We start from the raw sequence: 25092 nt of genomic DNA on the forward strand, positions 1-25092 counted from the left end.
GGTGCTCCGGGCGGGTGGAAACAGAGCGGGGCACGCTACGGCTTCAGCACGATCTTGCCTCGCGCATGGCGGGACTCACTCAGCTCGTGAGCGGCGGCCGCCTCTTCCAGAGCGAACACGGCAGCGACCGGCACTGTGAAACGACCCCGCTCGGCGAGTTCGCCGGCGGCGGCGATGCCTTCGAGAGCCGGTGTGTCCGCGCCGGGGCCAGAGCCGCGCGACAGGTGCACGCCGTAGGCCGTGGCGTTGGCGTCGGCGATGCTCACCACCCGGTCCGGGCTCGCGACCAGGCCGACCAGGTTTGGCAGAGAACCAGAGCCGGCACAGTCGAGTACGACATCCACCCCGCCGGGCACCAGCGTGTGGACCCGCTCGGCCAGCCCGGCGCCGTAGGTGGTCGGGATCGCCCCGAGCGAGGCGACGAACTCATGGTTGCGGTCGCTGGCCGTGCCGACGACTGTCGCACCGCGAGCGACAGCGAGCTGGATCGCGGTCGTACCGACCCCGCCGGCCGCGCCCTCGATCAACAGCGTAGTGCCGTCCTTGACGCCCAACCGGTCGAGCACTCGGGTGGCCGTCTCGATGTTGCCCGCCGCGCCGCCGGCCTGCTCCCAGGTCAGGGCGGCGGGCTTCGGTGCCCACGCGGCCAGGACGGCGTATTCGGCGTTCGCTCCGCCCATCTGGGCGTAGTCCGTGATCCCGAAAACCTCATCGCCCACCTGAGCCGTGGTCACCCCGTCGCCGACCTCATCCACCACGCCGGCAGCGTCGACACCGGGCACGTGCGGCAGACGAAGCGGAATCCACTCCTGGAATCGGCCGGCGCGAACGTAGGTGTCGGCCGGATTGACACCCGAGGCCCGAACCGCCACCCGTATCTGGCCGGGTCCGGCGTGCGGTTCCGGTGCCTCCGACACCTCAAGGACACTCGCGGGACCGTACTTCGAAAATTGCAAAGCCCTCATGCGTACGGACGCTAACGCAGGCCGCTGTCCGCCTCGCTAAAGTGAGAGCCGTGACCGATCGTTTGCCTCACGCTCTTCGCTCCGACGCCCTGGACAACCGCGAGCGCATCCTCGAGGCCGCCCGCGCGGTCTTCGCCGTTGACGGCCTGGACGTGCCGATGCGGGAGGTCGCCCGGCGCGCCGGGGTCGCACCCGCGACCCTGTACCGCCGGTTTCCGACAAAGGAGATGCTGGTCACCGAGGCATTCGCAGAACAGATGTACGCGTGTCGCGGCGTTGTCGACGAGGGCCTTGCCGATTCGGATCCATGGCACGGTTTCTGTCTCGTGATCGAGAAGATGTGTGAACTGCACGCACGCGACCGAGGCTTTACCGCAGCTCTTGTGTCGACCTTTCCCAATGCGGTCGATTTCGAAGCGCGCCGTGAATACGCGCTCAGAGCGATCGACGAACTGGCCCGCCGCGCGATGGAAGCCGGTCGCCTGCGTTCCGACTTCGTCCTGGACGACGTCATCCTCGTGCTCATGGCCAACAGCGGTATCCACGCGACCTCGCCGACTATCCAGGTCAGCGCCTCCCGGCGCTTCGCCGCGCTCGCCATCTCGGCATTCCAGGCCTCCCCGGATGTCTCGCCGCTCCCGCCCGTGGCGCGGTTGGCGTCCCCGGCATCGGTATCCCGACGCAGTCAAGTGGGCTAGTACTCCAGTTCGGGGTCGTCGCTGGTGGTGGGGTTGCCGTGCGCGGGCCCGGTGGGTGCGCCGCCAGGCAGACCAGTGCAGGGGGTCCCCGACGTCGGGCGAGCCGCCCGAAGCAGCCGGCTCGCCCGACGTCGCTCAGCGGACGGTGGCGCCGATGCGCGGGGGCGTGGCGGTGCCGTGCACCCGCTTGGCGTGGCTGGCGAAGAGCCGCGGCGCGATGATCGGCATGAGCAGCCGGGCCGGCAGCGGGGCGTGCGCCAGCACCGCCTTGACCACCTCCGGGTCGCCCTCGTACATGGCCAGGCCGAAGGCCAACGGGAGCCGCTTCTTCGGGGACTTGCTCATCCCGTGTTCGCCGAGCTGCATCCACTCCCGGGCGGTGACGTGCCGTTGCGCCAGCGGCAGGATCTCGCTCTCCTCCAGGGCCATGTGCTCGATCAGCGCGGCGCGTAGCTGCTCCAGGGCGTCCGACAGGTGCTCACCGCCGCCTCCGGTGCGGCGCCACCCGGGGAGGAGGGCGACCACCGCCGCGTGGGCGTCCTCGATGGCGTGGTGCTGCGCCTCCATGGTGGGGACGATCGCCGCGGCCTCCGCGCCGCCGCGCTCCAGCAGCCGGGGCCACAGCAGCAGGTCCTCGCCCTCGTGGTGCACGTGCAGGATGTGGCAGAGCATCTCGGCGTGGGCGCCGACGACCTCCGCGCGCGTGGCGTCGCCGGGTGTGACGTCGCGGACGAGCTGCGGCAGCAGGCTGAACTCGCGACGGAGCGCCGAGTGCGCCATGTACATGTCGCGTACGTCGGCCATGGCTTCGCGGTGGTTCTGGTTCACGGTGACCTTTCCGAGGGATCAACTGGCACAGATCTGTTGATCATGCTCGGTGTCACTTGGAACCGGCTTGGAGTCCACCAACCGCGCCGGTCAGTCGGCCAGGGCCGCCGTCGCCTCGGCCAGCCAGTGCGGCGACCCCCACCGACGGGCCACCCGGGCGGCGAGGGTGAAGTGCCGGGTCGCCTCCTCGCTGCGCCCTACCAGCCGGAACAGCTCCCCGAGCGTCAGCGCGACCGGCCGCACCACGGCCGCGGTGGTGGAGAATCCGGCCAGTTGGTCGGATACCGGGAGCAGCGCGTCGATCACGGGCTGGGCCAGGTCCCGTCGACTCAGCGCCACGACGACCATCCCGCGTACTGTGAGCAGGGCCGACTCGAAGTAGTCCGGGCGGTAGGTGTGCCGCCCGATCGGCATGGCCCGCGCCTCGTCGAGGCGTCCGTTCCCGATCAGCGCCAGGGCCAGCAGGTCGTCCACGATCGGGCCCAACGACCCCCGTATCCGCCGGGTCGCCTCCAGGTGCTCACCGAACCGCCCCTGGCTGATCAGCAGGGTCCCGGTGGAGAAGTAGTGGAAGGCCTCGGCGTGCAGCGAACCCTGCCGCCGCATCTGCACGGCGACCTGGTCGTAGTGTCGCCGCGCGGCGACGAAGTCACCGGCGATGTGGGCGAGGGCGCCCAGCGAGCACCTGTTGATCGTCTGCGCCTCGTTCAGCTGGTACGTCTCGGCCAGCCATCCCTGCCGGGCGACGCTGAGGCGCAGTTCGTCCGGCTCGTTGAGCGCGGCGGCGGAGTGGCCCAGCGCCTGCTCGGCGACGGAACGGTAGGTCACCAGCCCGTGCTCGTCGGCGAGGTCGCGCAGCTCAAGGGCGAAGGTCCGGCGGTCCGGCGCCTCCCGCTCGTAGCTCATGGTGCGCAACTGTGCGGCCAGGCCGAGGGCGCGCAGCTCGGGGTCGTCCAGCCGGCGCGAGAGGGCCAGCGCCTCCCGTCCGGCCGCCGCGCCTCGCGGGTCGGACTCCCCGTCCAACTCCGTGGCCAGTGCCTCCAGCAGCCGGCAGCGGGCGACCGGGTCCAGGTCGTCGGCGCGCAGCAGCCGGGTGAGCAGTTCGACGACCCGGTGGTCCACCACGCCGTACTCGTGGGTCAGCCACGGGGTGGGCACGGTCCACGCGGTGAAGGCCGCGACCAGCAGGTCGTCGCGGCCGGACTCCGCGGCGACGTCGATCGCCCGGGCCCGGGTCTGCCGGGCGGCGGCCACCGCCCCGGCCCGCGCCTGGGCGCGCAACAGCCGTCCGAGCAGGTCGACCCGGAGCGTGTCGCGGTCCCCGGCGACCGTGGCGGCGGCCTCGACAGCATTGCTGAGCAGCTCGATCGCGGCGTCGTAGGCGTATCGCCGCTCGGCCAGTTCGGCGGCCCGGATGGCGTAGTCGACGGCGAGCGGCGCGGTGTCGGCCGACGCGGCGCGGGCGTACTGGTGGGCCAGAGCCGGATAGTCGTCGGGCCGCAGCCGGCGGGTGGCGGCGGCGATCCGGGCGTGCAGGCGGGTGCGGCGCAGCTGCGGCAGGTCGGTGTAGATCGTGTCGCAGACCAGGCCGTGCACGAACCGCACCCGCCCGGGCGCCGGTTCGGTGAGCAGCCCGGCGGTGAGCCCGGCTTCCAGTGCCCCCAGGACGGTGGCCTCGTCGGTGCCGGCGGCGTCGACGAGCGTGCGGACGTCGGCCTCCCGCCCGACCGCCGCGGTGAGGCGCAGCACCGAGAGGGCCGTCGTCGGCAGGCGGGAGAGTCGTCGGCGCAGCACGTCGCGTACGCCCTCGGGCACGTCGGAGGTGGCCACGAGCGTGCCCTCGGCGGCGAGCAGCCGCGCCGACTCCCGGACGTAGAACGGGTTGCCGCCGGTCCGCTCGGCCAGCGCGGCGACCGTGTCCGGGTCGACGGTGGTCCGGGCCAGCGCGCCGAGCAGCCGTTCGACCTCGGACGTGCTCAGACCGCCCAACGGGATCCGGTGGGGCGACCGACGGGCCAGGACGGCCATCGTGTCGGCCAGCCGCTCGGCGTTGTCGGCGGGCCGCAGCGCCGCGACGAACAGGACGGTGCCGGCGGTCATCTCGGTGACGCTCTGCAACAGGAGCAACGTCTCGGCGTCGGCGGCGTGCAGGTCGTCGAGGATCACGGCGACCGGTCTGCGGGCCGCGGCGGCGTCCAACCAGGCGCCGACCGCGCGGTGCAGCCGGAACCGGCCGGCGGTGACGTCGCCACCGGGCTCGCCGTCTTCCCCGCCGAGCAGCGGGGCGAGCGCGGGTGCGAGATCGCCCGGCGGTACCTGCTCGGTGAGTTGCCGCAACGCCTCCACCCAGGCCCAGGCCGGCGGGGCGCCCTCGACCTCGGGGCAGCGGCCCACGGTGACCAGCCAGCCGTGGGCGGTGAGCCCCTCCCGGAAGCGGGTGAGCAGGCTCGTCTTGCCGGCCCCGGCCTCACCGCTGAGCAGCGCGACGCGCGGCCCGCCCGCCACCGCGTCGGCGGCTGCCTGCCGCAGTGCCTCCAGCTCGGCCTCCCGGCCGACGAAGACCTCCTCGGACACCTGCCGGCGGGCGCGTACCGCTGTCGCCGCCACGGGTGGCAGCAGGTCGAGCCGCTGGCCCAGGATGGCGGCCTCCACCTCGACCAGCGCCGGACCCGGGTCCAGTCCGAGCTGGTCCGCCAGGGTCGCCCGCGCCCGGCGCAACGCGGCGAGCGCGTCGCCCTGCCGACCGGTACGCCACAACGCCAGCGCCAGCAGCCGCCAACTCTCCTCCCGCAGCGGCGCCTGCCGGGTCAACAGCTCCGCCTCCGGCACCGCCTCGGCCGCGTCGCCGCAGCGCACCGTCACGTCGAGCAGCAGCTCCCGGGCGCCGAGCCGCAGTTCCTCCAGCCGCAGCACCTCCGGCTGGGCCCACGGCTCACCGGCGAACTCGGCGTACGCCCGACCGCGCCACAGCTCGAGCCCTCCGCTCAGCAGCCGACGTGCCCGGCCCGGGTCGGCGGGGCCGACCGCCCGTGCCTCGGCGAGCAGCGCCTCGAACCGGCCGGCGTCGACGGCGTCGGCGGGCAGCCGCAGCGCGTAGCCCGGTGGCGCGGTGACCAGGACCCGGGCCGGCGCCCGGCGCTCGCGGGACGGCTCCAGCAGGCGGCGCAGATGCGAGACGTACGCCTGGAGGGACGCGATCGCCCGGGGCGGCGGGTCACCCCGCCACAGATCCTCGATCATCTGACCGACGGAGACGACCTCGCCACGGGCCGCGAGCAGGAGCGCGAGCACGGCGCGTTGACGGGGGCCGCCGAGCTCGACCGGCCCGCCTGTGTCGACCTCGACCTCAAGCGGCCCGAGCACCCGTAGCAGCATGACGGGACCAATCCTAGTCAGGCTCGTTGGCGGCTCACCCGCTCCCGCCGGACCCAGGGGCACCCGGCGAGAATGCGGCGTGGAGTTTCTCTGTTACCACCGTGACCGCCCCGGTTCGGCGGCATTGCGCGACGAGCTGTTGCCCGAGCACTGGTCGTACATGGACCGGTACGCGGCGGAAATGATCGCCCGGGGTCCGACCTTCGTCGGTGACACGCCCACCGGCAGCGTGCACATCGTCGACGTGCCCGACCCGGCCGCCGCGCGGGCATTCGCCTTCGAGGAGCCGAACTTCCAGGCCGGCGTGTACCGGGACGTGCTGCTGCGTCGGTGGCGCAACACGCTGGGCCGCACCATGTGGGACTTCCCCGGCGGCCGGACCGGCGGCAACCGGTATCTGGTGCTCGGTCTCGGCGCCGGGCAGGCCGCCGACCTGGCCGTGCCACCCGACCCGGACGAGCTGATCGCGTACGGGCCCCTGCTGGCCGACGACGGCGTTGCCTGGCTCGGCACCGCCGCGCTGATCCGGGCGCCGAACCCGGACGCGGCGCGCGCGATCCTGACGGCGGACCGGTACGCCGACATTGAGGTGCACAACTGGCAGTTCGGCGGCCGACCGTCCTGAGCTGCCCTGATCGCCTCGATCAATTGTTGTCCAGTAGTCGTCGAGGGGTCAGCTCGACTGCTGGGCATCAAGTGATCATCGGAGTCAGGCGGAGGCGGGCAGGCCGTCCGGTCGGCGGATCAACGGCGGGCGGGGTATTGCGCGCACCGTGCCGGCCGGGGCGCCGACGCCAGCGGGCGCCCGGTTTGCGGCTGACCTCACAGCCACCGTGCGGATCGACGTTGGGGGGCGGGAATTGTCCCGGGGCGGGTGACCGCCCGTACTGCTCGGAGACAGGGACGCCGTGGCCTGGGTCGGCGCTACGTCGCCCGCCGAGGCGACGGCTCGGAGCCGGCGAGGGCCCGCCAAACGGTTGGTGTCGGCACTCGAAACGGCTGGCCGGGCGGCCATCATCGGGGTGGGGTTACGTCCCCGCAGCGCTGCCGGCCTGGTGACACCGCCCGGCCCCACCGGGGCCAGCGCCGCGAAGACGGCGTCGAGGCGGCCCGCCCGAGCGCCAACGGTGTCGAGGCGCACGATCTCGGCGCTCCGCGCCGCCGAGCCGTTGACCGCCGCAGCGCGAACGGCAGCAGCGCGAACCGCTCCAGCGCCGACGGCACCAGCTCGGGGGGCGGGTGGGCCGGCGTCCCGGTGCACGGTGTCGAGGTGCGCGACGCCGACGGCCCGGCGCTGGAAGAGGGCCCGCAGGGCGCGGGGCAACCGCTCGGCGGCGACCTGGCGCAACGCGGGCGCGGCGAACGCGTACCCGTCGACGTGGTGGGGGAGCAGCAACCCGGCGGCGACCAGCCCGTGCAGTGTGGGTGCGGACCGGCCGGGCGTCCAGCCGAGTGCCCGGTCCACGGTCGCCCCGGAGATCAGACCGCCGAGGGTGCCGGCGGCCATCAGCACCGCCCGCCGCTCACCGTCGAGGTGGTCCAGTTCCGCGCCGACTGCCCGGCGTACCGCCTCGGGCAGCGGGAGCGCCGCCGGGTCGGCACCGTCCACGACCGACGTGACGTACGCCGCCGCGTGCCCGGGGCGGCCTCCCACCAGTGGCAGCAGCCGGTCGACCAGGGTCACCGGCTGCCCGGCCCGGGTGAGTAGGTGGCGCAGCAGCCGCCCGGACTGCACGGTGGCCAGTGGTCCGATCGTCACCCGTCGGGCCGGACCGGGCCGGGTGTCGGCCCACTGCGGCTGGTGCACGGTGAGCAGGGCCAACGGCAGCCCGCGCTCCGTCGCCGCGCTGAACAGCGCGTGCAGGAACCGGCTCACCGCCGGTGCGGCCCGGTCCAGGTCGTCGACGGCCACGACCAGCGGCCGGTGGGCGGCCAGGCGCAGCAGGACCTCCCGGCAGATCGCCGCGCCGGCGAGGGCGGCGGCCGAGCCGTCCGGGGTGGTCAGCATCCGCTGGAGCGCCGGGACCGCGGTGGCCACCCTGGTCGGCGGGTACAGCGGGGTCAGGGCGGCGACGAGCCGGTCGTGGACCGCCGAGGGGCCGTCGCTGTGTCGGATCCCGGCGACGACGCGGAGCAGGTGCGCGACCGGCGCCAACACCTGATCGGGGTACGGCTGGCAGGCCGCCACGCACCAGCGGACCGACAGTCCGTCCACCGTGGTCAACCCGCGGGTCAGCTCGTGCAGCAGCCGGCTGCGGCCACTGCCGGTGGGGCCGACCAGGGAGATCCAGCGTGGTGTCCGATCCCGGATGGCCGAGACCAGCTGGTCGCGGATGGTGGCCAGTTCGCGGCGTCGACCGATCAACGGGCCGTCGTGCCGGTCCGCGCCGGGGCGTACCGGCCCGACGGCGTGCCAGACCGGCATCGGCGGCACCCGGCCGGCGACCGGCACCGGCGTCAGCTGGCGCTGGGTGATCAGGCCGGCGGTGGCGCGGGCGGTAGCCGCGCAGAGCGCGACGGCACCGGGTGCGGCGTACTCCTGCAGGCGGGCCGCGGTGGTGATCACCGCGCCGCTGGCCAGGCCGTGCCCGCCGGTGACGACGTCGCCCAGGTCGACCACGACCTCGCCGGTGGCGACCCCGACCCGGACGCGCAGCCTGGTGCCGCCGACCATGGGCCGCCGGTCCAGTGCGGCCTGGATCTCCAGCCCGGCGCGAACCGCCCGGTACGCGTCGAAGCCGTCGGAGTGCCGAGCGCCGAAGAGCGCCATCACGGCGTCGCCGATGTACTTCTCCACCACCCCCTGCCAGCGGTGCAGCACACCGGCGACGGTGTCGAAGTAGGCCCGCTGCAACGCTCGGACGTCCTCCGGGTCGAGCCGGTCCACCAGAGCCGTGGAGCCGACGATGTCCGCGAAGAGGACGGTGACGATGCGCCGCTCCTGGGGTACCGGCCAGAGCGGGGTGACGGTCCGTTGCGTGTCGACGATGATGCTGGTGGTCATGGGTGTCGCACCGGCCTTTCTCCCCGCTGTTGCCTGATCACCTCCGGAGATTGGCATTCCTGGGCCGACGGGGGATCTGCAGAACGACGTATGTCGGCCACCTGCAACCTTTAGTCGCAAAGTCGACGCGAGGAGTACCACAAGCGGCCGGCGGCCGTAGAACGGTGTGGGGCCCTGTGATTAGGCTGCGTGACATGGCCAGCGATGTGGACACCGCACCGCTCGTGGGCCGGGCCGAGCTGGTGCAGACGGTTCGGTCCGCGTTGCTCGGTGACGCCGCGCACGGACAGACCGCAGCGGTCTTCCTGACCGGCGAGAGCGGTGTGGGAAAGACCCGGCTGTTGGGCGAGATCGGTGACCGCCTGCGGGAGCGGGGTGCCGTGGTGCTCACCGGCAGCTGCCTGGACATCGGTGACGCGTCCCCGCTGCACCCGCTGTTGCAGGCGCTGCGCCGGTTCGACACCGAGGTGTCCACCTCGCCTGCCCGCACCTCCTCGGCGGTGCGGGGGCTGTTGCAGATGTTCGCCGACGAGACCGCCGGCCCGGACGGCGCGGGCGCGCTGCTGGAGCGGGTCTCCCGCGGCCTGCACCTGATCGCCGAGGGTCGCCCGCTGGTGCTGATCCTGGACGACCTCCAGTGGGTCGACCGCAGCACCCGGCAGCTCCTGCTCTACCTGCTCGCCGGCCTGGGCGACCTCCAACTGTCGGTGCTGGCCGCGGTGCGTGCCGAGTCGTTGCAGGGCGCGCACCCGCTGCGCCGGGTGCTCACCGAGCTGCGTCGGCTCCGCACGGTGCGGGTGCTCGACCTGGCGCCGCTGGGCCGAGCCGACACCGAGACGCTCGCCGCCGCGGTGGTCGGCCGGACGCTGACCGCCGACGCGGCCGAGCAGGTGTGGCAGCGCAGCGGTGGCAACCCGTTCGTCATCGAGGAGCTGGCCCGGGATCTGCGTGACGGTCGCGACGGCCTGTCCGAGACGCTGCGGGAGATCTTCCTCGACCGGGTCGACGCGCTGCCGCAGCACGCGCACGCCGTGGTGCACGCGGTGGCCGCCGGCGTCGAGCCGGTGCAGCACTGGCTGCTGGCCGAGGTGCTGCGGATGCCGGAGGAGGAGCTGATCGCCGCGGCCCGGGCCGCGGTGGCGCACCGCCTGCTGGTCGGCGCCGACGAGGGCTATCGGCTGCGGCACCGCCTGGTGGCCGAGGTGCTGGCGCACGAGCTGCTGCCGGCCGAGCGCTCCGGGCTGCACCGCCGCTACGCCGAGGCGCTGACCACGGCGCCGGGTGAGCTGCACCAGGCCCGGCTGGCGCACCACTGGCGGCTGGCCGGCGAGCCGGCGCGCGCCCTGCCGGCGGCGGTGGCCGCCGCCCAGGAGGCCGAACGGCTGCACGGTTACGCCGAGGCGCACCGGCACTGGTCGGCGGCGTTGCAGTTGGCCGCCGAGCCGGGCCCACTGACGGTGGACCGGGTCGAGTTGCTGGAGAACGCCGCCGAGGCGGCCCACCACTGTGGGGAGCACGCCCGCGCGTTGGCCCTGCTGGAGGAGCTGGTCGCGCTGCGCGGTGGCGAGCCGAGCTGCGCGCTGCACATCCGCCGCGCCCGCTACCTGGCCGCCGCCGGCCGCTCCGCGCTGGCCGAGGAGGAGTACCAGCGGGCGCTGAAGGCGGAGGATTGCTCCCCTCGGGACCGGGCCAGCGCCGCCGCCCGCCTGGCCGAGCTGCTGCTGCACCTGGGTCGGTACGCCGACGCCGGCGAGCGGGCCCGCGAGGCGCTGGCGTTGGCCGAGAACGTGGAGGGCTCGGCCACCGAGGTGGTGCTGGCCAGCTCGGCGCTGGGCTTCAGCGACGCCTGCCTGGAAGACCCGGACGCCGGGCTGGCGGTCATGCGCGACGCCCTCGACACCGCCGAGCGTGCCGGCCAGCCCGAGGACGTGGCCTGCGCGTACCTGCACCTGGCGGAGCTGCTGACCGGGCCACTGAACATCCTCGAAGAGGGTGTGGTGGTGGCCCGGCGGGGCGCCGAACGGGTGGCCGAGCTGGGCCTGGGCCGCACCTGGGGCACCCGGCTGCTGGCCATCGCCATCAACGGGCTGTTCCGGGTGGGCCAGTGGGCCGAGGCGGAGAAGGTGGTGGCCGCGGCCCTGCGGCACCGACCGTCCGGTGCGGACGCCGTGGAGCTGCTGCTGGCCCGGTGCCGGCTGTCGGTGGGCTACGGCGACATCGAGGCCGCCGGTCGGGACCTCGACGCGGTGGCGACCCTGCTCGCCGGCGGCGGGGCGCGACACGTCATTCCGCTGCTCACCCTGCGCTCCGGGCTGGCCATGTGGGAGGGCCGCCACGACGTGGCGCGGCAGGCGGTGCAGCGCGGGCTCACCGAGAGCCGCTCCGACGACGTGATGATCCTCTCCGCGTTGGTCTGGCACGGTTTGCGCGCCGAGGCCGAGGCGCACGCGAGCCGTACCGTGGAGGTGGACCCGACGGCGGTGCGCCGGCTGCGCGACGTGGCCGATCGGGTGGCCCGCAAGAGCGCCGGGGCCGCCCGGCCGGTGCGCTCGGTGGTGGAGGGCTTCCTGGCCCTGTGCGCCGCCGAGGTGAGCCGCCTCGACGGCAGCGACCCGGAGCTGTGGGCCGTGTCGGCCGCCGAGTGGGACCGACGTCATCACCCCTACCCGGCGGCCTACTCGCGGCTGCGGCAGGCCGAGGCGCTGCTGGCTCGGCGCAGCCGGGTGGCCACCGCGGGCAAGCTCCTGCGCGAGGCGTACCGGGTGGCGCAGGGGTTGGGCGCGGTGCCGTTGACCTCGGAGATCCGCGAGCTGGCCGGGCGGGCCCGGGTGTCGCTGGACGAGCGCGACACCACCACCGGCACCCGCGGCGTCCCGGTCGACGCGTCCGACGACGAGTTGGCGGCGCTCACCGCCCGGGAGCGGGAAGTGCTCGCCCTGGTCGCGGAGGGGTTGACCAACAAGGAGATCGGGCAGCGGCTGTTCATCAGCGAACGGACCATCGGGGTGCACGTGTCGCACATCTTCGACAAGCTCCAGGTCCGTACCCGCGTGCAGGCCAGCGCGATCCAGTTGCGCAACCAACGGGCCTGACCCACCACTGCGTACGTATCCCGGCGCGTGTGCGCGCCGGGATACGTCGTTTTACTGATCCGACGGACGGGTGTCGGCTGAGAGGCTGGGCCGCGTCGACGACGGCACGGGGGATGCCGCCGACCACGATGGAGGAGAAATGATCGAACCGGTCTGGGGGCCCGTGCACCGGGACATCGTCGACCTGCTTGCCGACCACCCCGCGGACGTGCCGGCCGTGGTCGATCACCTGACCAAGCTCCAGGACATGCTGGTCCGGCTGCCTCCGTTGGAGGCCAGTTGCCCCCTCGCTGACTTCAACAAGCTCTACCTGACCATCACCAGCAGCGTGCTGGACGGGCTGTACGACGACCGCTTCGTCGACCCGGTCTTCCTCTCCCGGCTCGACGTCGAGTTCGCCGCCCGGTACTTCGACGCGATGCGGCTGTGGACCGACTCCAGCCCCGGCACCCCGAAGGCGTGGTCGTGCCTCTTCGAGCGGATGCGGGGGCCGGACGCCCGTCCGCTGCCCTCGGCGGCGGCCGGGGTGAACGCCCACATCAACTTCGACCTGCCGTTCGCCCTGGTCACCACGTTCGACCACCTGGAGTCGGAGCCGGTCGACGGCAGCGACCAGCACCACGACTACCTCGAGATCAACAACATCTTCGCGGACAAGATCCCCGGCCTGCGCCGTGGCTATCTGGAGCGGTGGCAGCTGCTCATCGACATGCTCAACGGCGACATCGACGACTGGTACCAGGGGGAACTGGTCGAGTACACGCGCGATGTCGCCTGGCGTAACGCACAGAAGATCTGGCGGTGCCGGCACGATCCGGACGCCCGCGAGTGTGAGCGCACACGGTTGGACGACAACGCCGCAGCGCTCGGCCGGCTGCTGCTCTCGCCCCTCGGGGCGTTCCTGCAGTAGCCGGGACGGGGGGTCCCCGCGCTCCGCCCCGTGGGGGGCGGCGGAGCGCGGGGGCGCGTCCCACCAGTTCCACCCCGCATGGCCGCCCGAGGTCGGGTCGGCCACGTCGGGGGACAGCCGGTCGGCCCGGGGGGTGTCGACCGTCTGCCACCGTCGGCCGGCCCGGGGGGTGTCGGCCGGCGGTGGGGGAGCGCCGGGCGGGGGTCGCGTCGACGGCGCGCGGCTCCGGGGGTGTCGGCGGGCCCGGATCGGGTACGCCCGCGCCATGACCGTCCTGGCCCGGCGTCGGCCCGCCGCCCGCCCCCGACCCGCGCGGCCCGGCCCCCTGCGGCCGGGTGGACCGGTGTCCCGACCCACCGCTCGGCCCGGCGCCCGATGACCGGCGCCGCGACGCGGTTTCCGTTCCGCTTCGATCCGCTCTTCCGCCCGGTGCTGGCGCTGCTGGGGGTCCGCCCGGCGACGGCCTGGGTCGCCGTCACCGAGCGGGACCTGATGATCCGGTACGGGCCGTGGCGGCTGCGGACCCACCGGGCCAACGTCACGGCCGTCGAGCTGAGCGGACCGTACCGCTGGTGGCGGGCGATCGGCCCGCACCTGTCGCTGGCCGACGGCGGTGCGACCTTCGGCAGCAGTGCGGCCGGCGGGATCTGCCTGCGCTTCGGCGTTCCGGTGTCGGCGCTGGTGCCCGGGGGACGGCCCCGGCACCCGGCGGCCACGGTGACCGTCGCCGACCCACCCGCGCTGGCCCGGCTGCTCGCCGACGCGGACCTGTCCTGAGCAGGCCGAACAGGTGCCCGGTTCCGGCAACCCGGCGCCGGGGCACCGCCTACCGTCGGATCAGGACCTGTGAGGGTGGGACTGGCGATGGGTGACGAGCACCGGGCGAAACCACGACGCTGGAGCGGACGCCGCCACGCGCCGACCGGGCCGGACCCGGCACTGCGGGCGGCCCGCGATCCGGCCCGCCCGCACCCGGGCGGCCGGCAGGGGGTCGTGGTGCCCGAACACGTGCCCACCCCGGCCCGCTCGGCGCCGCCGACCAGCCCGCTGCGCCGGTGGCTCTTCCAACACCAGGTGCAGCCGCCCGGCCCGGAGGCCACCGAGGGGCAGAACCGTCGGCACGCCTGGTGGCAGGTGATGTGCCTGACCGGGGTGGACTACTTCTCCACGCTGTCGTACCTGCCGGGCATCGCGGTGGTGGCGGCCGGTGCGCTCTCCCCGCTGGCGACCCTGTTGATCGTCGTGCTCACCCTGTTCGGGATGCTGCCGATGTACCGGCGGGTGGCCCACGAGAGCCCGCACGGTCAGGGTTCGGTGGCGATGTTGGAACGGTTGTTGCCGTTCTGGCGGGGCAAGATCTTCGTCCTCGTGCTGCTCGGCTTCGTGGCCACCTCCTGGATCATCACGATCACCCTCTCCTCGGCCGACGCCACCGTGCACCTGTTGGAGAACCCGTACCTGCCGGACGCCCTGCACGGGTCCCTGGTGCCGGTCGTGGTGACGGTGGTGCTGCTGCTCATCCTCGGCGGGGTGTTCCTGCTCGGGTTCCGCGAGGCGGTGGTGGTGGCCATCCCGCTGGTCGCGGTCTTCCTGGTACTCAACACGGTGATCGTCGTGGTCGCGGTGGCCCGGATCGTCGAGGACCCGGGCATCGTGTCGAACTGGACGGCCGCCGTGACCTCGACCGGCGGCGGGCCGGGCCACGTGCTGCTCACCGCCGTGTTGGCGTTCCCGCTGCTGGTGCTGGGGTTGTCCGGGTTCGAGACCGGGGTCAGCATGATGCCCCTGGTCGCGGCCGAGGGCCCGGACAAGCAGGCCCGGCTCGCCGCCCGGATCCGCAACACGCGGCGGCTGCTCACCACCGCCGCGCTGATCATGTCGGTGTACCTGATCTTGACGACCTTCGTGACCACGGCGCTCATCCCGAAGGAGGAGTTCCGACCGGGCGGCGGGGCCAACGGGCGGGCCCTGGCGTTCCTGGCACACACCTATTTGGGTGAGGTGTTCGGCAGCGTCTACGACGTGAGCAGCGTGCTCATCCTCTGGTTCGCCGGCGCCTCGGCGATGGCCGGTTTGATCAACATCGTGCCGCGCTACCTGCCGTCGTACGGGATGGCACCGGAGTGGGCACGGGCGGTACGCCCCGTGGTGATCGTCTACACCGTGGTCAGCGTCGCCATCACGATCGCCTTCCGCGCCGACGTCAACGCCCAGGCCGGGGCGTACGCCACCGGCATCCTGGCGATGATGGTCTCCGGGGCGGTGGCGGTGACGATCTCCGCGGCCCGTCACCACAGGCGTGGCTCCGCGATCGGCTTCACCGTGCTGACCCTGGTGCTGCTGTACGCGCTGCTGGAGAACGTCATCGAGCAGCCGGACGGGATCACCATCTCCGCCCTGTTCATCCTCGGCATCATCGTGGTCTCGTTGGTCTCCCGGGTCACCCGGACCACCGAGCTGCGCGCCGAGCGGATCGAGTTCGACGAGGCTGCCCGTCGGTTCGTCACCGAGTCGCTGGCGCACGACGGGCAGCTGCACCTGATCGCGAACAAGCGGCAGAAGGGGTCGGTGAAGGAGTACACGCTCAAGGAGCGGGCGCAGCGCGGCATGAATCCGGTGCCCGGGGCCGCGGACGTGTTGTTCCTGGAGATCGAGGTGGTCGATCCGTCTGAGTTCAGTCAGGTGCTGCGGGTGCACGGGATCGAGGTGGGCGGCTTCCGGGTGCTGCGGGCCAACAGCCCGGCAGCGCCCAACGCGATCGCCGCGATCCTGCTGGCCCTGCGGGACGCCACCGGGGTCCGGCCGCACGCGCACTTCGAGTGGTCGGAGGGGAGCCCGATCGCGCACCTGGCGCGCTACCTCATCCTGGGTCGGGGGGACACGCCGCCGGTGGTGCGGGAGATCATTCGCCGGACCGAACCGGACCCGCTGCGTCGGCCCGGCATCCACGTCGGCGGGTGACGTCGATGTCGGTCTGGCAGCTTTGAAGATGAAAGAGGGCACTATTCACGTTCACACCTTCCTGTCCGTATTACGGACTTATCGTGACGTTTGGTAGTCGGCGAACACGTCGAGCGCCCCGCGCCCGAATCGACGCGCGGTCACGTCACGTACGCAGGAAGGTAGGCACCGTTGATGTCCACGTACCGAGAGGGAGACCGCGCGACCCGACCCAGACGGCGGTCCCGATGGTTCTTAGCCAGCGGCTTGCTGGCGGGGAGCCTGGTCGTGGGAGCGGCCGGAGCCGCCGCGGCCGCCGACCGCGCCCTCGCCCTCCCCGGTCTGGCCCGGCTGACCCCGGCGGCCGACGACGACCGACGCGACGGCGACCGGGCGCCGCAGCAGGGCGAGGACGGTGCCGAGCGCCCGACCACGCCGGGCACCGGCAAGCGGGGGGTGGTGTCGGTGCCGTGCGACGCCGCGAAGCTGGTGGCGGCGCTGGTCACGGCCAACGCCGAGGGTGGCGGCGAACTGCGGCTGGCACCCAAGTGCCGTTACACCCTGACCGAGGCGTTCCACGAGACCGACCAGTACGACGGCGGAATCCGGGACGCCCGGGAGACCGCCGACGCGGCGGAGACCCCCGGCGACGCCGACGCGCCTCCGCACAACCCGGCCGACGACACCGCCGGCCTGCCGGTGATCTACCAGGCCATCACGATCGACGGCGCGGGCGCCACCATCGCCCGGGACGCGCAGGCCGCCCCGTTCCGCTTCTTCACCGTTCGCGACGGCGGCGAGCTGACCCTGCGCGACATGGAACTGCACAACGGCCGCTCGGCCATCGAGGGCGGCAGTGTGCACGTGGTGCACGGCGCCACCGCGGTGGTGGAACGGGTCACCGTCACCCAGAGCACGTCGCTGTCGCCCGAGGGTGGCGGCGGCGGCATCTTCAACGACGGCAACATGGTGGTCACCGACTCCACGTTCGTCGGCAACAGCGCCTCCGGCGCCGCGGGCAAGGGCGGGGGCCTGCTCAACGGTGGCGTACTGACGCTGAAGCGCTCCGAGTTCCACCGCAACAGCGCCAACGGGTACGGCGGCGGACTCGGCAACTACCGTGGTGCGGCAGACGTGGAGAGCGTCTCCTTCACCCAGAACAGCGCCGCTCAGGGTGGTGGGCTGGCCAGCTTCTCGGCTCGGACGAAGGTCTCCGACACCGAGCTGCTCAACAACACCGCGCAGGTCGGCGGCGGTGCCGCCAACTCCGATGCGGTGCTGGTGATGCGCACGATGACCATCCGGGGCAACACGTCCACCGTCAACGGCGGCGGCGTCTCGACCGTGAAGGGCCTGACGCCGATCGACGACAGCGTGGTCGAGGGCAACACCACCCACGGTCTCGGGGCCGGCATCTACGCCGAGAAGGCGAACCTGCTGGTCCGCGGCAGCGACGTGACCCGTAACGAGGCGGTCGGCGCCGCGTCCCAGGGCGGCGGCATCTACGCCAACGCGGGCTCGGTGGCGATCTACACCAGCAAGGTCACCCACAACGCGTCGACGGTGAAGCCCGGCGGCATCTTCGGCATCCACGCCCAGGTCAAGATCGACGATGAGAGCGTGGTGGTCGAGAACGAGCCGACCAACTGCGAGGGCAGCCAGGTGCCGATCGCGCACTGCTTCCGCTGAGCGTCGACCCGCGCACCCATCCCGAGCGCACCGCCCGTCCGGACGATCGTCCGGACGGGCGGTGCTGTCATCCCGTGACCTTCTGCGGTCGATCATGGAGTTGTGGTGCCGGAAAGATGATGGATGCCGGCTTTTGTCACCCACCACAAGTCCATGATCGGCGATGCGGCGCCCGTTCGACCACTTCCCATCACCTGATCGCGGGGCCGGCGTCAACCCACCGCGCGCAGCCGGTCGGCGAGGTCGCTGGCGAAGAAGTCGAGGAAGCCGTCCGGGTCGGGGCCGGCGTTCTGCAGGACGATGTGGTCGAAGCCGGCCTCGACGTACGACCGGACCTTGGCGACGTGCGGTTCCGGGTCCGGGCCGATGGCGAAGAGTTGCCGGATGTGCTTCTCCTCGACGTGCGCGCTGGCCGCGTCGAAGTTGACCGGGTTGGGCAGCTCGCTCATCACCTTCCAACCGGTGACCAACCACCGGCTCGTCTGCAACACCGCCTGCACCGCCTGCTGCTCGTCGGTGGCCCAGGCCAGTGGCACCTCGGCGTAGCGCGGGCCCGAACCCTGGGCGCGGCGGTAGTGCTCGACGATTGACGCCTCCGGCTCGGTGGCGAACAGGCCGTCGCCCAACTCGGCGGCGAGCCGCGCCGACGCCTCACCGCTGGCCGCCACCGCGATCACGGGCAGGGTCTCCGGCAGGTCGAAGACCCGGGCGTCCTCCAGTTGCAGGTGCCGGCCCTCGTACGACTGGTAGCCGCCCTGCCAGAGCAGCCGGATGATCTCCAGCGCCTCGCGTAGTCGCTCGTGTCGGCCCCGCACGCTGGGAAAGCCCTGCCCGACCACGTGTTCGTTGAGCCGCTCGCCAGCGCCCACCCCGAGGGTGAACCGGCCGTCGGAGATCAGCGCCATGGTCGCTGCGGCCTGCGCGATGATCGCCGGGTGGTAGCGGACGGTCGGGCAGGTGACACCGGTGGCCAGGCGCAGGGTGCTGGTCTTGGCCGCGATGGCGCCGAGCACGCTCCAGGTGAAGGACGAGTGCCCCTGTACGTCCAGCCACGGGTGGAAGTGGTCGCTCATCTCGACGAAGTCGAAGCCGGCCCGCTCGGCCAGGACGGCCTGTCGGATGATCTCCTGCGGGCCGTACCCCTCGGAGGCCAACTTGTAGCCGATCTGCATGCCACGCTCCCGACTTCGTCCGCCGACTGACGCCCGAGCGGTTCCCGGCTGCGGCACCGACAAACGCCGCCACCGCCTGCAAACCAGCCTCCTAGGACGCCCTAGGGGGTGTGGCGGTGTCCACGCGCAACCGCCTCGAACAGGTCCGAACAGACCGCTGACCAGGCCGACAACCCAGGGGTCCGTTCGGAACAGGGTTCAGCCCTTCCCCGGCCCGGCGTGGGGCCACGACACTTCGTGGCATCCGGAACGTCCAGACGACGGCCGGGCGGAGGCCCCGGACCGGCGTCCACCTCGCGCTGGCCGACGAGTGGCGGGGCCCGACGGATACCGATCAGTGCCGGCGCCCGGACAGGTCGCGGCAGAGCCGACAGGGAGTTGAACCGATGACCAACAGACTGTTCCGCCGTGCCGCCGCAGTGGTCGTGGCAGCCGTGCTCGGGGGAGGCGTGGCCCTCGCCGCCGCGTCACCGGCGCAGGCGGCGACCACCTGCAAGCACGGCGAAAACACCGTCGCCAGCCCGACCGGCGGAGCGGGAGCCAGCGCGGCGGCAGGCATCTGTATCGACAGCACCGGCCACGCCTGGATCGACTGGTACGACTACAGCTACGTCAAGGACCGGAAGGCCGACGGTTACGCCGCCCGCGTGTACGTCTACTGGGCGACCCGGTACACCGGTGCGATCGCCGTCGACGACACCTCCACCTCCCAGGCCACCCTGCTGAGCTGGGAGTCCAGCGGCGGCACCCAGTACCGCTGGACGGAGGTCTGGGTCTGTCTGGGCTTCGCCCAACCCGAGGACGGCAGCGGTCGCTGCTCCCTGGTCGTCTACCACACCTGATCAGCCCTACCGAAGCGCACCGGCCCGTGCCCCTGACTCAGGGGCGCGGGCCGGTGGGCGTCTGTCCTACTTGGAGGGCTCGGGCAGCTTGCAGTCGACCTTCGGGTTGGCGCCGATGTAGTTCAACGGCCCGGCCACGATCGTGACCAGGATGGTGCCGGCCTCGGCGCAGTTGGTGTCGTCGCCGCTGTAATAACCGCGCTGGCCACCGGCGATGGCGCCGATCACCAACCAGATCACGACGATGACTCCGAGAATCGAGGTGCCGCGCATCGCTGCCTCCTGAGGTATGTGGTGGATCTGAGGTGCAGGCGTTGTACCCAATCGGGTCGCGCGGCTAACGGTGGCGCGCCGCGACCCCGGCGGGATCCTCCGTCCGGCCGATGCCGTCCGCCGTTGCGTACCCCCGGGGCATCCGCCGCCCGCACGGGGTAGTCCCTGTCGGCTATCGGATCGGCGACCGATCTCGCCGTCACACGGGTGGGTGGACGTAGAACTGCCTCACGGCCCCGCCGAGGAGGACTCATGGACGCCCCGACACCGCCCCTCTACATCGACCGCCCCGAAGACGTCGCGGTCGCGGCCCGCGCGCTGGCTGGCGGCGCGATCGTCGCGGCGGCGTTCGCCAACTTCTACGTCATCGTCACGCGTCCGGACGCGGCCACCGTACGCCGGGTCAACCTGGCCAAGGGCCGACCCGTCCACCAGGTCGGCAGCATCACCACCGCGATCGGCCGGATCCCCGGGATGTTCGACTGGACGCGGATCTCGCCGCGCCTGCCGGTCGGTCGGGTGCGGGCGCTGATGGACGCCCTCTACGGGGCCGGGCCGTTCGGCTTCCGTGGGCCGGCGGCCGACCGGCTCCCCGACCATCTCACCCAGGTCGACCAGGGGATGCGCACCACCCAGGTGATCGCGCCGGGCCTGACCTGCCCGTCCAATGCCCTCTTCGAGCGGGCTCTCGCCGAGACCGGAGGCGATCACCTCTACATCACCTCGGCGAACCGGTCCCGGCATCTCACCGGCGCTGCGGAGGAACCGGCGCACTGGAAGGCGGGAGGACTCGCCGCCGACTTCGCCCACCTCGACGATCTGGTGGTGCTCGCCCACCGGGACGAGGCGGCGGCCCGTGCCGCGTACCCGGGCTACCTCACCACGTCGGTCACCCTGCTCTCGTTCCACGCACCGGAGGGTGACCTCGAAGAACCGCCGGTGCTCACCGTGGACCGGCACGGCTCGCTGCACCTGGACGACGTCCGCCGCGCGGCCGCGCCGCTCGGCCTCCAGGTGCGCCTGGCCGGCAGCGCCCAGCAACGGTTGCAGGTCCGGGGGTACGCCGGGGCACTGGTGTGAGCGGCTACCGCGTCGGCCTGGTCGTACCCAGTTCCAACACCACCATGGAAACCGAGATCCCGGCGATGTTGCGCCGACGCGAGACCGTCGACCCGACGGTCCGCTTCACCACCCACGCCAGCCGGGTACGGCTTCGCCAGGTGACCCCCGACGAGTTGGCCCGGATGAACCGCTCCGCCCTGCGGTGTGCCGCCGAGTTGGCCGACGCCCGCTGCGACGTGCTCGCGTACGCCTGCCTGGTGGCGGTGATGTGCGAGGGCGCGGGCGCGCACGAGCGGGCCGAGCGGCGGTTGGGCCGCGCGGCCGGTCGCGCCGGGCACGACATGCCGGTGGTGACCAGTGCCGGGGCGTTGGTCGCCGGGCTGCGGGCGTTGGGTGCCCGCCGGGTGGCCCTGATCGCGCCGTACCTGCCGCCGTTGACCGCGACCGTCGCCGCCTACCTCGCCGCGTACGGGGTGCAGGTGACCGATGCGGTGAGCCTCGGTGAGCCGGACAACGTGGCGGTGGGGCGCATCCCCGCGACGCGCCTGGTCGAGCTGGCCGATCGGCTGGACGTGACCGACGTGGACGCGGTGGTCCTCTCCGCCTGCGTGCAGCTGCCGTCGTTGGCGGCGGTGCCGCAGGTGGAGGCTCGTCTCGGTCGCCCGGTGCTCACCGCGGCGACCGCGACCGTGCATCAACTGCTCACCGGTCTGGGTGTCGAGCCGTACGTGCCGGACGCCGGCCGGCTGTTGGCCGGGACGGCCCCCTGACCCGCCGGCGCCGGTTCAGTGCGGTGGGCGGGGGACCTCCGGCGGCTTGCCGTAGCTGCGCCGAAAGTCCGCGTACGCCACGCCGGCCAGCACCAGGAGGGCACCGAGGGAGGCGAACACCGGCGGTAGGTACAGCGCGGCGGGCGCGATGGTGAGCAGTGCCAGCACCCCGCCGGGGCGGGACCACGACACCCGGCTGAACACCTCGTACTCGAAGGAGGCCCGCCCGGCCAGGAAGAGTGCCGGGCCGCCGAGGATCACCGCCGCCCAGGCCGGTGGCGTCCGTCCGCTCGGTTCGTGCAGCACGAGGTCGAACCCGGAGGCCGTGGTCACGACCCCGGCGACCATCAGCAGATGGGTGTACGGCGCGGTGAACAGGAACTTGGCTGGCGACCCCGACCCCTTGATGGCCATCGGTAGTAGCTGACCGGACTTGTGCACGTAGATCCGCCAGAGCAGCAGCGTGGTCAGGAACGCCACCGCGAACGCGCCGATGTTCTCCGTCTCGCTGTGCTGCGAACTGAACATGGTGCCGATGGTCAGGATCGCGTCGCCGAGGGCGATGATGAAGAACTGCTGGTAACGCTCGGAGAGGTGCTCCGCCGTCACGTTGCGCTGGGGCTCGGGCACCACCCCGAGCCCGGGCACCGGGTACGCGAGCCGGAACCCGACGTAGTCGGTGGCGAGCGCGATGGTCCAGCACAGCAGCCGGACGTCGTCGCTGACGAATGCGCCGATGAGCCACGGGATCGCCGATACCGCGAACCAGACGAAGATGCGTGCCGCGCGACGCTGGGTCTGCGGCTCGCGGCGTACCGCCGGCATCAGGAACAACCCGCGCCCCAGGTGGATCGCCACGTAGGTGCCGGCGAAGACGAGCCCACGGTCGTCGAACGCCTCCGGGATCGCCGTGGTCATCAGCAGCGCGCCGAACATCACGGCGCTGATCAGCAGCTTGATCTCGGCGCGTTCCGGGTTGTACAGGTCGGTGACCAGCGTGGTGATCACCCACGTCCACCAGACGGCCGCCAGCATGATCAGTGCCTGACCGGCCCGGTGCCAGTCGAGCTGCTGGACCATTTCCCGTGAGATGAGCGCCAGCGCGACCACGTACACCAGGTCGAAGAAGAGTTCGAGGAGGGTGACCCGGCGCGGCCCCTCCGGGTCGCGCACCGGCGGACCGCTGGCTCGCGGCGATCCGGGCTCCGGCGCGGCGAGGTGCACGGGTTACTCCTGCGGAACCGCTCGACTCGACGGACCTGTCCGGTCCACCTCAACGGACGGTAACGAGCGGGCGAGCCCAGGAGCGCGTGTTCGCCCGCTCATCCCCCGACCGGGGTGTGTCGGGGTGGTTAGCCCGTTTGCGGGGATGTCGAGGGAATCTCGCCGCCGCGGGGGGCGGCGAGGGCGTCGACCAGGCGTCGGGCCGAGCCGGCCAGGTTCCATCGTTGGGCGAGCTCCAGCAGCCGGTCCGGGTCGGCCGGCGCGCTCGGCAGCGCGGTGGGCAGCTCCGGCAGGGGTACGTCCAGGGCGACCCGGACCACCGTCGGCGCGACGTCCAGGTAGTCGCGTGCCGCGGCCAGCTTGGCGCGCAGGCCCGGTGCGAAGGACGAGTCGGAGTCGTCGAGCGCGGCCAGGATGCCGGCGATGCTGCCGTACCGCTCGATCAGTCGGGCGGCGGTCTTCTCGCCGACGCCGGCCACCCCGGGCAACCCGTCACTCGGGTCGCCGCGCAGCGCGGCGAAGTCGGCGTACCGGTCGGCCGGCACGCCGTAGCGGGCCCGCACGGCGGCATCGTCGCAGTCGTCGAGCTTGGCGACACCGCGCCCGACGTAGAGCAGCCGGACCGGTCGGGAGTCGTCGACGAGTTGGAACAGGTCCCGGTCGCCGGAGACCACCTCGACCGGGCCCGGTTGGGTCACCGAGAGGGTGCCGAGCACGTCGTCTGCCTCGTAGCCGGTCGCGCCGACCGCGGTGATGCCCACCGCGGTCAGCACCTCCAGGATCATCGGCACCTGTGGGGAGAGGGTGTCCGGGACGATCTCGCCGCCCTGCGGGGCAACCCGGTGCGCCTTGTACGACGGCAGCAGGTCGACCCGCCACGCCGGGCGCCAGTCGTAGTCCAGTGCGCAGATCATCCGGTCGGCGCCCCGCACCCGGATCAGGGTGGCGAGCATGTCGAGGAAGCCGCGCACCGCGTTGACCGGGGTGCCGTCCTCGGCCTTGGCGGCGGACTCCGGAATGCCGAAGTAGGCGCGGAAGTAGAGGCTGGCTGCGTCGATCAGCAGGATCGGGGGTCGGTGTGCCACGCCGGACAGCCTGGCACAACCGTCCGACGATCTGGCGTACGCCCGGCCGCCGGTGGTGTCAGCGTCGCTCGTCGGGCCGGTAGGCGGCCTCCCGGCGGGCCAGGTGCTGCACGACGTAGCTGGTCACCAGCAGCAGGATCGCGACCACCACCTCGACCCAGGCCACGTCGATCTTAAGCGTTCCAATCCGGAACGGACTATAGTCGGGGGCGGGACCAATGGAGGTAGCTGGTGCGGCGAGAGGATCTCGCCGATGCGGACTGCGGCATCGCGCAGGCGCTCGGCGTGCTGGGGGACTGGTGGACGTTCCTCATCGTCCGCGACGTCGCCGGCGGGACGACCCGCTTCGACGCGCTGCAACGCGAGTTGGGCGTCAGCCGGCGGGCGCTGACCGAACGGCTCGCCGCGCTGGTCGAGCACGGTGTGCTGGAGCGCCGAGCGTACTCACGACACCCACCCCGGTACGACTACCTGCTCACCACCAGGGGCGAGGGGCTGTTGCCGGTGCTGATCGCTCTGCAGGACTGGGGAACGAGGCATCTCATGGGGGACGGTGACGTGACCGCGACGGCCGACGCCGGCTCGGCCGAGGCGCGCCGTGCGCACGACCTGGTCGGCCGGCGGTTGCCCGAGGTCGTCCTGCCCGCCGCCGACGGGCAACCGGTCGCGGTGGCCGCGACGGGGGCGTGGACGGTCCTCTACCTGTTCCCCGGGGCGTACGCGCCGGGGACGCACGGCTACCCGCCTGGCTGGGCGGAGATTCCCGGCGCCCGGGGGTGCACCCTCGAGTCGACCACCTACGCCAAGCGTCATCCGGACTTCCTGGCCGCCGGTGTCCGGGTGTACGGCATCAGCACCCAGCGGCCCGACCAACTCGCCGACTTCGCCGCGTACGCCGACCTGCCGTTTCCGCTGCTGTCCGATGAGGACGGTCGGCTGGGGGCGGGGCTGTTGCTGCCGGTGTTCCGCGCGGGTGGGGTGAGCCGGTTCAAGCGACTGACGCTGTTGGTCGACCCGACGGCGGTGGTGCGGGCCGTGCAGTTCCCGGTCACCGACCCGGCCGCCTCGGTGCAGGAGATGCTCACCCTGGTCGTTGAGCACGCCGGGGCCCCCGGCTGACGCCTTCGCGTCGACCGGGGACCCTGCGAGCCGGCTGGTTCGGC

19 protein-coding genes are annotated in these 25092 nt (G+C 72.7%); 11 read left to right on the plus strand and 8 right to left on the minus strand.

Going from position 1 to position 25092, the window contains the following annotated elements; all coding sequences use genetic code 11:
• Nucleotides 1-35 precede the first annotated feature (35 nt).
• A complete protein-coding gene (locus ACFYL6_RS02615; RefSeq protein WP_387166419.1) occupies nt 36-965 on the minus strand; it encodes an NADP-dependent oxidoreductase in 930 nt (309 codons plus the stop codon).
• Between the two features lie 50 nt (nt 966-1015).
• Here ACFYL6_RS02615 and ACFYL6_RS02620 point away from each other — a divergent pair, with 50 nt between their 5' ends.
• Nucleotides 1016-1663, plus strand: coding sequence for a TetR/AcrR family transcriptional regulator (locus tag ACFYL6_RS02620; RefSeq protein WP_387166421.1), 648 nt, complete (start codon nt 1016-1018; stop codon nt 1661-1663).
• 135 nt (nt 1664-1798) lie between these two features.
• Here ACFYL6_RS02620 and ACFYL6_RS02625 read toward each other — a convergent pair whose 3' ends face one another.
• Both ACFYL6_RS02625 and ACFYL6_RS02630 read right to left on the minus strand, forming a co-directional pair.
• A complete protein-coding gene (locus ACFYL6_RS02625; RefSeq protein WP_387166423.1) occupies nt 1799-2491 on the minus strand; it encodes a hemerythrin domain-containing protein in 693 nt (230 codons plus the stop codon).
• A gap of 90 nt (nt 2492-2581) precedes the next feature.
• Nucleotides 2582-5866: a BTAD domain-containing putative transcriptional regulator gene (locus ACFYL6_RS02630; RefSeq protein ID WP_387166425.1), complete on the minus strand. Its 3285-nt coding sequence runs from the start codon at nt 5864-5866 to the stop codon at nt 2582-2584.
• 79 nt (nt 5867-5945) lie between these two features.
• On the opposite strand from ACFYL6_RS02630, the gene ACFYL6_RS02635 reads away from it, so the two are divergent.
• The gene (locus tag ACFYL6_RS02635; protein WP_387166427.1) at nt 5946-6491 is read left to right on the plus strand and encodes a YciI family protein; all 546 of its coding nucleotides are present in this window, start codon (nt 5946-5948) and stop codon (nt 6489-6491) included.
• A gap of 84 nt (nt 6492-6575) precedes the next feature.
• Here the strand turns inward: ACFYL6_RS02635 and ACFYL6_RS02640 are convergent, their stop codons facing one another.
• Complete coding sequence (locus ACFYL6_RS02640) at nt 6576-8870, minus strand: AAA family ATPase (protein WP_387166429.1); 2295 nt, start codon at nt 8868-8870, stop codon at nt 6576-6578.
• Nucleotides 8871-9064: 194 nt separating this feature from the next.
• On the opposite strand from ACFYL6_RS02640, the gene ACFYL6_RS02645 reads away from it, so the two are divergent.
• From ACFYL6_RS02645 to ACFYL6_RS02665, 5 genes are all read left to right on the plus strand, one after another.
• Nucleotides 9065-11962, plus strand: a complete 2898-nt coding sequence (locus ACFYL6_RS02645) for an AAA family ATPase (RefSeq protein WP_387166431.1) — start codon at nt 9065-9067, stop codon at nt 11960-11962.
• Nucleotides 11963-12101: 139 nt separating this feature from the next.
• Nucleotides 12102-12872, plus strand: coding sequence for a DUF5995 family protein (locus ACFYL6_RS02650; RefSeq protein ID WP_210785763.1), 771 nt, complete (start codon nt 12102-12104; stop codon nt 12870-12872).
• Between the two features lie 375 nt (nt 12873-13247).
• The gene (locus ACFYL6_RS02655) at nt 13248-13649 is read left to right on the plus strand and encodes a hypothetical protein (protein WP_387166433.1); all 402 of its coding nucleotides are present in this window, start codon (nt 13248-13250) and stop codon (nt 13647-13649) included.
• A gap of 87 nt (nt 13650-13736) precedes the next feature.
• Nucleotides 13737-15833 (plus strand): amino acid transporter, encoded by a 2097-nt coding sequence (locus ACFYL6_RS02660; RefSeq protein ID WP_387166435.1) that lies wholly within the window; start codon nt 13737-13739, stop codon nt 15831-15833.
• A gap of 174 nt (nt 15834-16007) precedes the next feature.
• Complete coding sequence (locus ACFYL6_RS02665) at nt 16008-17501, plus strand: hypothetical protein (RefSeq protein WP_387166437.1); 1494 nt, start codon at nt 16008-16010, stop codon at nt 17499-17501.
• A gap of 212 nt (nt 17502-17713) precedes the next feature.
• Here the strand turns inward: ACFYL6_RS02665 and ACFYL6_RS02670 are convergent, their stop codons facing one another.
• A complete protein-coding gene (locus ACFYL6_RS02670) occupies nt 17714-18673 on the minus strand; it encodes a TIGR03557 family F420-dependent LLM class oxidoreductase (protein ID WP_387166438.1) in 960 nt (319 codons plus the stop codon).
• Nucleotides 18674-19059: 386 nt separating this feature from the next.
• Here ACFYL6_RS02670 and ACFYL6_RS02675 point away from each other — a divergent pair, with 386 nt between their 5' ends.
• Nucleotides 19060-19515, plus strand: coding sequence for a hypothetical protein (locus ACFYL6_RS02675; protein ID WP_387166440.1), 456 nt, complete (start codon nt 19060-19062; stop codon nt 19513-19515).
• Between the two features lie 66 nt (nt 19516-19581).
• On the opposite strand, the gene ACFYL6_RS02680 is transcribed toward ACFYL6_RS02675, so the two are convergent.
• Nucleotides 19582-19788, minus strand: a complete 207-nt coding sequence (locus ACFYL6_RS02680; protein ID WP_007460667.1) for a hypothetical protein — start codon at nt 19786-19788, stop codon at nt 19582-19584.
• A 252-nt stretch (nt 19789-20040) separates the two neighbouring features.
• Here ACFYL6_RS02680 and ACFYL6_RS02685 point away from each other — a divergent pair, with 252 nt between their 5' ends.
• Entirely contained in the window at nt 20041-20868 is an 828-nt protein-coding gene (locus ACFYL6_RS02685; RefSeq protein WP_387166442.1) for a hypothetical protein, read from the plus strand.
• Nucleotides 20865-21620, plus strand: a complete 756-nt coding sequence (locus tag ACFYL6_RS02690; protein ID WP_387166444.1) for an Asp/Glu racemase — start codon at nt 20865-20867, stop codon at nt 21618-21620. Before ACFYL6_RS02685 ends, ACFYL6_RS02690 begins: the two co-directional genes overlap by 4 nt.
• Nucleotides 21621-21635: 15 nt before the next feature.
• Here the strand turns inward: ACFYL6_RS02690 and ACFYL6_RS02695 are convergent, their stop codons facing one another.
• Together ACFYL6_RS02695 and ACFYL6_RS02700 are read right to left on the minus strand one after the other, a co-directional pair.
• Nucleotides 21636-22844, minus strand: a complete 1209-nt coding sequence (locus ACFYL6_RS02695; protein WP_387166447.1) for a low temperature requirement protein A — start codon at nt 22842-22844, stop codon at nt 21636-21638.
• A 128-nt stretch (nt 22845-22972) separates the two neighbouring features.
• Entirely contained in the window at nt 22973-23929 is a 957-nt protein-coding gene (locus ACFYL6_RS02700) for a 5'-3' exonuclease H3TH domain-containing protein (protein WP_387166450.1), read from the minus strand.
• 231 nt (nt 23930-24160) lie between these two features.
• On the opposite strand from ACFYL6_RS02700, the gene ACFYL6_RS02705 reads away from it, so the two are divergent.
• Entirely contained in the window at nt 24161-25048 is an 888-nt protein-coding gene (locus ACFYL6_RS02705; protein WP_387166453.1) for a winged helix-turn-helix transcriptional regulator, read from the plus strand.
• Nucleotides 25049-25092: the final 44 nt, after the last annotated feature.

The organism is Micromonospora sp. NPDC007208, from assembly GCF_042869175.1.
Lineage (GTDB): Bacteria > Actinomycetota > Actinomycetes > Mycobacteriales > Micromonosporaceae > Micromonospora > Micromonospora foliorum.